Source organism: Calyptranema fuscum S582 (genome assembly GCF_055793305.1).
The window spans coordinates 1-8,512 of record NZ_JBSLYH010000101.1; the positions used below are offsets into that span (position 1 = coordinate 1).

7 protein-coding genes are annotated in these 8,512 nt (G+C 44.3%); all 7 read left to right on the plus strand.

What is annotated here, in order from left to right:
- Positions 1-1,037 (plus strand): tyrosine-type recombinase/integrase (locus ACR6Z4_RS31715; protein ID WP_479721318.1); only part of this gene is annotated, 1,037 nt, incomplete at its 5' end.
- Between the two features lie 572 nt (positions 1,038-1,609).
- A complete protein-coding gene (locus ACR6Z4_RS31720; RefSeq protein WP_479721319.1) occupies positions 1,610-1,954 on the plus strand; it encodes a hypothetical protein in 345 nt (114 codons plus the stop codon).
- 377 nt (positions 1,955-2,331) lie between these two features.
- Positions 2,332-3,150 carry a hypothetical protein gene (locus tag ACR6Z4_RS31725; RefSeq protein ID WP_479721320.1) on the plus strand — a complete coding sequence of 273 codons (819 nt, stop codon included), beginning with the start codon at positions 2,332-2,334 and terminating at the stop codon, positions 3,148-3,150.
- Positions 3,134-4,072: a hypothetical protein gene (locus ACR6Z4_RS31730; RefSeq protein ID WP_479721321.1), complete on the plus strand. Its 939-nt coding sequence runs from the start codon at positions 3,134-3,136 to the stop codon at positions 4,070-4,072. The genes ACR6Z4_RS31725 and ACR6Z4_RS31730 overlap by 17 nt, the downstream gene beginning before the upstream one ends.
- Positions 4,063-4,605, plus strand: a complete 543-nt coding sequence (locus ACR6Z4_RS31735; RefSeq protein WP_479721324.1) for a site-specific integrase — start codon at positions 4,063-4,065, stop codon at positions 4,603-4,605. The genes ACR6Z4_RS31730 and ACR6Z4_RS31735 overlap by 10 nt, the downstream gene beginning before the upstream one ends.
- A gap of 46 nt (positions 4,606-4,651) precedes the next feature.
- Complete coding sequence (locus ACR6Z4_RS31740) at positions 4,652-7,630, plus strand: DUF3987 domain-containing protein (RefSeq protein WP_479721322.1); 2,979 nt, start codon at positions 4,652-4,654, stop codon at positions 7,628-7,630.
- Positions 7,631-8,200: 570 nt separating this feature from the next.
- Positions 8,201-8,479, plus strand: coding sequence for a WD40 repeat domain-containing protein (locus ACR6Z4_RS31745; protein ID WP_479721323.1), 279 nt, complete (start codon positions 8,201-8,203; stop codon positions 8,477-8,479).
- Positions 8,480-8,512 lie beyond the last annotated feature (33 nt).

Here is an 8,512-nt window from a genome sequence, read left to right on the forward strand (position 1 = left end):
ACCCTTTCAACCGCAAACAAGCTCAAGACAAAGCGTTTGAGATCCAAAGGGATATTGAGTACGGGCAGTTTGATGCTAATAATCTGGAGAGATACAAAATTAAGTCAAGCTTGGCTACGGATGAGCCCGTTACCCCAATTACCCCGATGCCCACTGTTCTGACAATTTGGCAGGGGTACTTCGAGAGCAAGCGCCGTCAGCTAAAGCCTAAAACGATTGAGAAATATGAAAATTTCACTCGGCTCTTCTCAAAAGTGGGAGACATGCCGATCGAAGATTCGATGCAAGTTAAGGCAGGTCTTGAGAAGGTCACCACAGTCGATCGAGTCAGGGATGCCCTGACTTATCTGAATGCAGCCACCCAATGGGCCTGCAAACATAAAATTATTGCGTCTACTCCCTACGTTGGTATGGCAAGTGAAATGCCCCAACCTCGATACATGACTGATCCTCATCCCAATGCATTTAGTCAGGAGGAGATGGAGAAAGTTATCGAAGCGTTCCGCAATGATCAGCGACGAGGAATGAACTACCAGCACTATGCATCTTTTGTCGAGTTTCTGTTTAGAGTAGGCTGTAGACCCAGTGAAGCCGTTGGATTGACCTGGGGTTCCATTTCCCCAGATTGTGGGACAGTTTATTTCACAGGTTCATTGGTGCAGATCGGTAATCGCAGGGTTCGCAGTGAAAAAAGCAAAAATAACCGAACACGTGATTTCTCTGTCAGCCGAGCTACTCAGAAACTTTTGTTAAGCATTCGACCAGCAAGTCCAGCTAAGGATGCTCTTGTGTTTCCTTCAGTTGACGGTGATTCCATAAACTACCGAAATTTCTACCGCAGAGCTTGGAAATCCGTAGTAGATCCGATCAAACCTGGTACAACTCCTTACTCTTGTAGAGATACTTTTATTACTCAGCAACTGCTTAAAGGCACTCCAACAGCCGTGATTGCACAATGGTGCGATACAAGTGTCGCAGTGATTGAGCGTCATTATCTCGACAAGCTAAAGGTTACCCAACTAAGACCTGTCGATTGAAGAACTTCGTAACCCATCGTTGGCTTACAAATTCCAGCAACTACCTGAAAAATACTGTTCTTTGTTCTACTCCTGGTCATTTAAACAAATCCTTTCTTTAGATTTCTTCACTTATGAAGGAAACGCTTATCAGTCCTACCTTTTGTAGGTTGGGGGTGAGCAGAAAATATTATTCCTGCCTCAAATTGTCTAAAAAACACCAAAATGACTTGACGAAGCTTTTGCGAATAAGCTTTCATAGTTAACAAGCGGAAACGCTGAATAGAGGTTGCTTTTAGCTCCTCCCCAAGAATATTCAACATATCGGTTAGCCGTAACAGGAGACCGCCAATGCGACAAGAGCGCATGGCGGTCTTTTGCTTTTTGGTAGGGATTTTACGAATGGCACGAACAGTTTCAACATCTGGGACAAATCAAGTCCTGTTTGCAGACAAGAGAGAAATGGCCCGTTTAACGGGTCTATCAGTAGACACTCTGAAGCGGTATCGCTTACAAGGATTGCTTAAAGAGAACATCCATTGGGTAGCTCTTAATGCAAGAACAGTTCGATTTTGTGTTCCTCTCGTATTGGATTGGATGCAAAATCGAAACTTTCCAGAACTGCACAATCAGGCGATCGAGAATTACCAGGCTTTGTTGTTGTCCTACCAAGGGAAAACAAAGTGCAAGTAATGCTTCCTAAAGCATCATATTCAAACAATCTTTGGAGACTAATCACAGTGGCCAAGAAGGGTATTAAAAGCACCAGAGGTAGACCAGAGATGTATTCAGAGGTGAAAGTCTCTGTCTGTCTAGCTTTGACTCGTACAGCGATCACCAAGCTTGACGAAATGGCAAAATCTGTGCAGCTTTCACGATCAGAATTTGTTGAGCAGGTTGCTCGTGGCTTAATCATTTTTAGCTTGAAAAATAAGTAGTGCTGGAATTTTTCTACAGCGGATTTAACCATAGTAACAAAGTATCAATCTAGCTTTATTTAGACTCAAAATATCCTGATCAATCTGTCCTTTTGTTCGATAAGAGCTAACAAGCTTTTGCGAATGAGATTAGCTCTTAATCAGGAAAATATGTAATAAGGCTTTATTTCACTCTTTATTACACCTTCTAAGAACTGCAATCCTTCAACTCCTTTTGTACAAATGTTTTCAAGCATTCGTTTCACAAAGTTATGTATAAAAATTACCACAGCCATAGCATGGGAAAAGCTTCATTCTATGGTAATAAAGTCCCCTTTGAATGACATTGAATACCCTCATTTTTTGGTAATAATTTTAGAAAAAGAAGGCGCTCTTTTGTGAAAATTCTAGATCTTAGAAAAGTAATCAGTTTATCCGATTTTTATCTTCAATATGAGGCTTATTTGAAGTCCAGTTTTGAGGAGAAAAAAGCAGATTCACTCATTGCTAAAGCAAAAACTAGTTTGCTGCGTTACGCCTTGCCTGAATATGGCTTTTCTCTCAAGTTGAGTGGCAACCTGTCATCTTTGGAAACGATTGAAGGATTGAAATTTATGGAGCAAATTCCTATTTATCAGGTTGTCCATTTCCTGGACGCACAGGAACAAGTTTTTAATAAGTTTGGCGATCGCGTTTCTCCTGCAAGCCGAAGGGTTTACCGCTCAGCATTGAAGAAAATGCTGGACTGGGGGAAGTCACAGGATTGGTGGAAACAATCTATCGAAACTTCTTCGACAGGCAGAACCCCAAAAATGATTATTTGTAAAAAGAGAGTTGAACATTGGCATAAGTTGAAGCCTGAAGAAATTTCATTGGGAATGAAACAAGAGTTGGATAGTTTTTCTATCTACTTAAATACTTCACGGACACTTTGCCTCACCAATAGTACATGCATCCGATATCGCAGAGAGATTTTGGGAATTTGGGGTTGGTTATATCGAATCAAGGGTTTTGCTTTAGAAGACCTTAGCTTGACTAAACTTGTGCCTGTTGCATCTATCTCTGAGCCGAATGCAGCAGCAGCAGTTGTTGCCCTAGCTCAGGAATATCTTGAATGGATGAGGACGAACATTGGGGGTAAAGAATCTACTTTGCTGATTACGCTACAAGCCTTTTTCTATATTGCTGAGTTTATTCACTATGAATGCCAAAAATGATTGTTCAAAGAACCTGGCACTTGAAGCTTTGAAGGAATTGCGAAGCCAACTTAAGTTGACTCAGTATCCTAAAACTACAAATCGCCATCGTCAGGAATCTTACGCACTCGACGCAGAAGACATATCGTCTGAGCTACGAGTCATGCTTGATAATCTGCTTGATTCCATGGTTGATCCTTACTCTAATATCAATTGTTTCAGAAATAAGGTCAGTATCGATATTGGAATGTCTCGCATAGCTGCCATTTATCGAGTATTGGGAGTAATACAAAAGACAAATAGGATTCCAGCTAAAGAGTTGAGCCTGGATCATATAGTTAAATTCGCCCCTTGCAAAACAGCTTTGCGTCAAGCCAAGACCTATGACGAGGTTCGACTTATTGAGCAGGCAGCAATTGAAGCAGCGGAAAAAACTCAACTAACCCTTGTAAAAGTTTTGAATTGGTTGCGGAAGGAGCGGCAGATCCATCCTTCTTCCGAAAAAGGTGTAGTTGAAGCTTTTCTAACTGTTGCAAAGTTTCAGTATTTTGAGGAAACCGATTCATTGAAGGCAAAGAACTATGGTGACATTCCTGTTATTCTCGCATTGCGTCAAGAACTCAAGACCGTAAAAGAGCGTACTAAAAATGCACCTCCTGCTACTGATGAATCACTGAAATGGTTAGATTGGCCTGAATTTCTTGCATGTGTTCATCACTTAGAGCAGGAATGTAAGCCTGTTTATAGCTATGGGTTGCAACGTTCAGAGACAGCACTTGCCCGTAGTGTTCAACGGTATTTGTTGTTCGCTTTGCTAGCCTATATACCGCCTGATCGACAACGAACTCTACGGGAGTTAGAAGTTGGTAAAACTCTTGTTAAAGGCATCCTCGATCGTAATAGTGTTTTTGAAGCTAAGAAAGACAGTGGTACATCCACTTAAGGAGGACGGACTACAAGACGGGGAAGACCTACGGTGAACAGTTTTTGATGGTGCCCGATATTCTTTATTCTTACCTTGAGGATTGGTTAAATCAGTGGCGCGCTGTGTTCTCTCCCAATCACAATTTCGTCTTCACTAAGGAGAATGGCAAGCCTTACAAGAAGGCATCTGATCTTTCCAGCATTATTAGACGCGCTACCTACCGCCTGGCTGGCAAGCTCACCACCTCTCACTTAATCCGGCACATGCTTATCACTTATTTAAAGCGGCATGGCGCTTCGGATGAGGTGATGAAGAGCCTGGCGGACGCCATGCATCACAGCACAAAAATGCAAATAGAAGTGTATGATCGCCGCCCTCAATTTGAAAAGGTTGCTCCTGCTCAGGAATTGGTTTTGAAGTTAGCAATGGGAGAACCTATTTCTAATCTCTTGGACAGTCGATCGCTCACCATTGAAGAACTTGCTCAGCAAATCCAGCAGTTACCAATGGAAGACCGCCAACGTCTTCTCGCAATGTTCAGTAAGCAGTAACTCAGAGTTTCGAGGATCCTCACCAGTGATCGCGGAGAAAACTAAAATGAATGAAATCGACACAAAAACGATCGCCGTTGCAAGCAGCGATCGCTCTGAAAAAACATTTTCTGGCAATTATCCTAGCAGTAATTCCAAAATTACACCTCAGCAACTTCTCGAAGAGGTGAAATCATTGCCTGAATCATGGGCATTGGTTGCTGTAGGCGACAAAAAAGCACCCTTAGGACGGGATTGGACAACCATATCCTTGAATCAATCAGACTTTGAACTAGCAATTCGAATTGGAAAATTTGAATCGCTTTCACTGAAGTCCAAGAAGGGGGAAATTTTTCATCCACCAGTTACTTGGTGGGCTGCAATTGGAGTTTTGTGTGGAGCACCGTCAGGTGGTCTGCTATTTGTTGATCATGATGGCGAAAGCTGCGACTCTCTTATTGAAAGGCTTTCGGATCAAGCCGTAGCAGAAGCACTGCCCAAAACAGTTGCTGTTACGTCGCGTCGAACGGGGCGTTATCAGTTAATCTACCGTATTCCTGAGCAGTTTTGGGGTGCAATCTCGACTAAGAAACTGGCTACTGAAACTCAAGGGGAGGATGGTAAACCGGAACAATTGGAGTTTCGTTGGGACGGGAGCCAGTCTGTCGTAGCGGGATACCATCCAACTACTGGCTCTTACTGTTGGTTGCCAGGTCAGTCCCCTCAGGAATGTGAGGTGGCAGAGGTTCCAGATTGGATCATTGAGCAAATGTTGCATGATACTCCTTCCCAAGTGCCTGCTCAAGTGAAATCTGGGTATCACTCATATCTGCGAACTTGGACTGAGCGGGATTGGGCAATTTCCTATTTGTCTGCTATTCCTGTGACCGAAGACTACGATACGTGGCTTCGCGTTGGCATGGCACTGCGTTCGGTAGATGAAGACCTGTTGGCTGCTTGGGATAACTGGAGCCGGGGAGCTGCTAATTATGAACCAGGAGCTTGCGAGAAGAAATGGGAGTCTTTCGACTCTAATGGCGCGATTACATTGGGAACATTAGGCTTGATGGCGAAACAAAACGGTTGGCAGTCAGCGTTTAAGGGAGATAGAAGCGATCGCCCTGCACCAACTGTTATTCAAGGCAGTAGTAGCCAATCCTTGGAAGATTTGGACGAAGATTCTGAGGAGTTAGCGCAAGAAGTTCAGTCATTAGTCAAGTTGACGGAGGAAGCTGCTCCAGTTCAAACGTTGCTCTCTCCTCGTTTAACAGCTTTATTAATGCATCGGGCAAAACAGTTCAACGTCCCTCTGGAATCGTTCATAGGGATTTTGCTACCACTTGCAGCTTCTTTGCTAAGGCTTGGTACTCAATTGGAGATTAGTGCAGCTTCAGACTATCGTTGCTCCCCCATCCTTTGGTCAGGGCTTGTGGGTGAGTCTGGAACGAACAAATCGCCAGTTTTTGACACCTTGCTCAACCCTATGCAAGAGATGCAGGCTCAAGAGGATGAAATTCACACTCTGCAGAATGAGCAATATGAAGATGAATTGGAAGACTGGCAAAAGAGCGCTAGGGAAGAACGAGGCAGTAAACCCACTCCACCCGCTCAGCGCGAGTACTATTTGGTAGATACAACATTGGAGGCGATCGCGGATGGCTTAAGCAAACAGCCTGGGCGAGGTATTGTAATTCCGGTCGATGAGTTTGCAGGCTTCTTTAATAGCTTCAATCAGTATCGTTCTGGGGGCAGAGGCAGTGATCGCCAAAAGTTTTTGTCTGCTTATAATGGCGGAGCGCTCAAGGTTAACCGCAAGGTAGGAAAGCGAATCTCCATAGCCAAAACTTCTATCAGTCTGGCAGGAACGATTCAACCTTGTGTACTGCAGAAATTAATGAGCGACTTAGCTGAGGTTGATGGCTTCTGGGCTAGATTTATTTGGATTCCGTTACCACTTACTGAAATGCCGCCTCCGGATGACGAAGCAGGTTGTAATCTTTCTAAAGTACTGCAAAGCCTTTACCAAGGCTTGGAGAACTTGGCTCCTGAAACCTATCAGTTTGATCAACGAGGTCGAGCCATTTGGCGAGATTGGCATATCTTCTGCGAGCAACATAAAGTGAATGAACCTAACCCAGCTCTCAGAGCAGTTTATCCAAAAAGTAAGGAGAGAGCTGCCAGAGTAGCACTTGTTGCTCATTGCATCAACGCTGTTGTTGAAGGTAAATCACCAAGCCGCATTGTTCCTGCTGATTTACTAGAAGCTGCGATCGCCTTTACTAAATGGTCAATCGGGCAAACTCGGCTTATCTATGCTGATGCGGGAATAGTGTTGTATGATGACACCTCCATAATTGTTCGGTTCATCGAACGATTTAGGGACATGGGATGGATTACAGCCAGGAATGTTACCCACTGGTGGCCCAGTAAGCCAAAACCTAAGGCTGAGGCTGCTAGAACATTCATGCAGCAAGTTGTTGATTTGGGTTATGCGATCGACAATGGTAAAGCTGGCAGGGAATATGCGATTTGTATTAAGGGAGAGGGTGGAGACTTAGATAACAATCGTTCTCAAACCCCCATATTGCTAGATTCTGACCCTGGTAACAATGATGGTAACAAGCTAGTAACAGTGGGTAACAGCAATTCTACAACTTCCAAAAATCAAACATTTGAGCTAGATGACAATAGCAGCCTTCATGAGACTAATGCTGTTGTTACTAAAAACTGCGATGCAACTGGATCTAGCAGCAGCAAGGATTCTGATGGATTTCCAGTAAGCCTGTTACCTGATGTTACTAGCATTGTTACTAACCCGAAAGGTGCTCCTGGTATAGAATCTAAGGGAGTTTGTTACCCAGTTACTGCTCGTGTGCTTCAGGTTGGCGATCGCGTTGTCTTGACTGGTGAGGGCAATAGCCGTCCGGTTAGTGAACTAAAGGCAATTTGGACAGTGAAAACCATTCATGCGCAAAAGGCTATTGTGGAGTGTGAAACCTTAGGTTCTCGTGCCCTTCCACTAGCATGGTTCACACGTTATGAGTAGATCAGCAGAAAGGGTTTGTGATTTTCAGATTTTGGGCTTGGGGAGTGATACTGTCGTTGATTGGACTTCGGAGCAAAAGCTACTGTTTAACTTGCTGTATGAGCTATGGGCGTAATTCTCTTTCTGAAGCGCTACGCGATCGCTCCACTACATCAGCTATAGCCTTCAGCATAGACGTAGTATCTGGGCTTTTACAGATGGAGGAGTGCTCACAAGGAGAGGCACGAAGCAATGGATTAAGCAATGGAATGAATCGATTCGATGAGATCTGCGATCGCCCTGATACTGTCTGTGATTGCGACGTTTTTGCCATTCCTTATAGCTGATTGAATGGCGGCGCGGTCGCGTTAGGGGTGGGTTGGGGCGATACGCGATCAACTTGGCGCTTGTGTCACGGCAAAAAAACGCCCTTACAAATGACCGCATTTGCAGCAGGTGTTGTTTAACGTGTTGAGTGGACGTTTTCTTCCATCTCGCTCAAAATTGAGCCAGATAGAACAGCCAGATGTGGATAGTCCAGCGACAACACAGCCTGGCTTATCTAGAACACCGCTCTAACAATCTCCCGTCATGCCCCCATCCCTCCCCGGACTGCCCAACTACGACCCCGAACCTGAGCACGACGTGCGCGTAGGTGAATCGCCAGTGCCCGGACTTACCCTACAGCAGATCCTGCGAGGGCATTCAAGAAGGATTTACTGCATTGCTTGGTCACCAGACGGTCAGATGTTAGCCTCTTCGTCGAAAGATAAAACTATACGCCTTTGGAACACTGGTTCTGGCAAACTTTTACATACCTTTAAAGGTCATTCTAACGATGTTATATCAAGTCGGCTTAAATGCACATAATATAGAAGACAGTATTTTCCTGGAACAACCCAT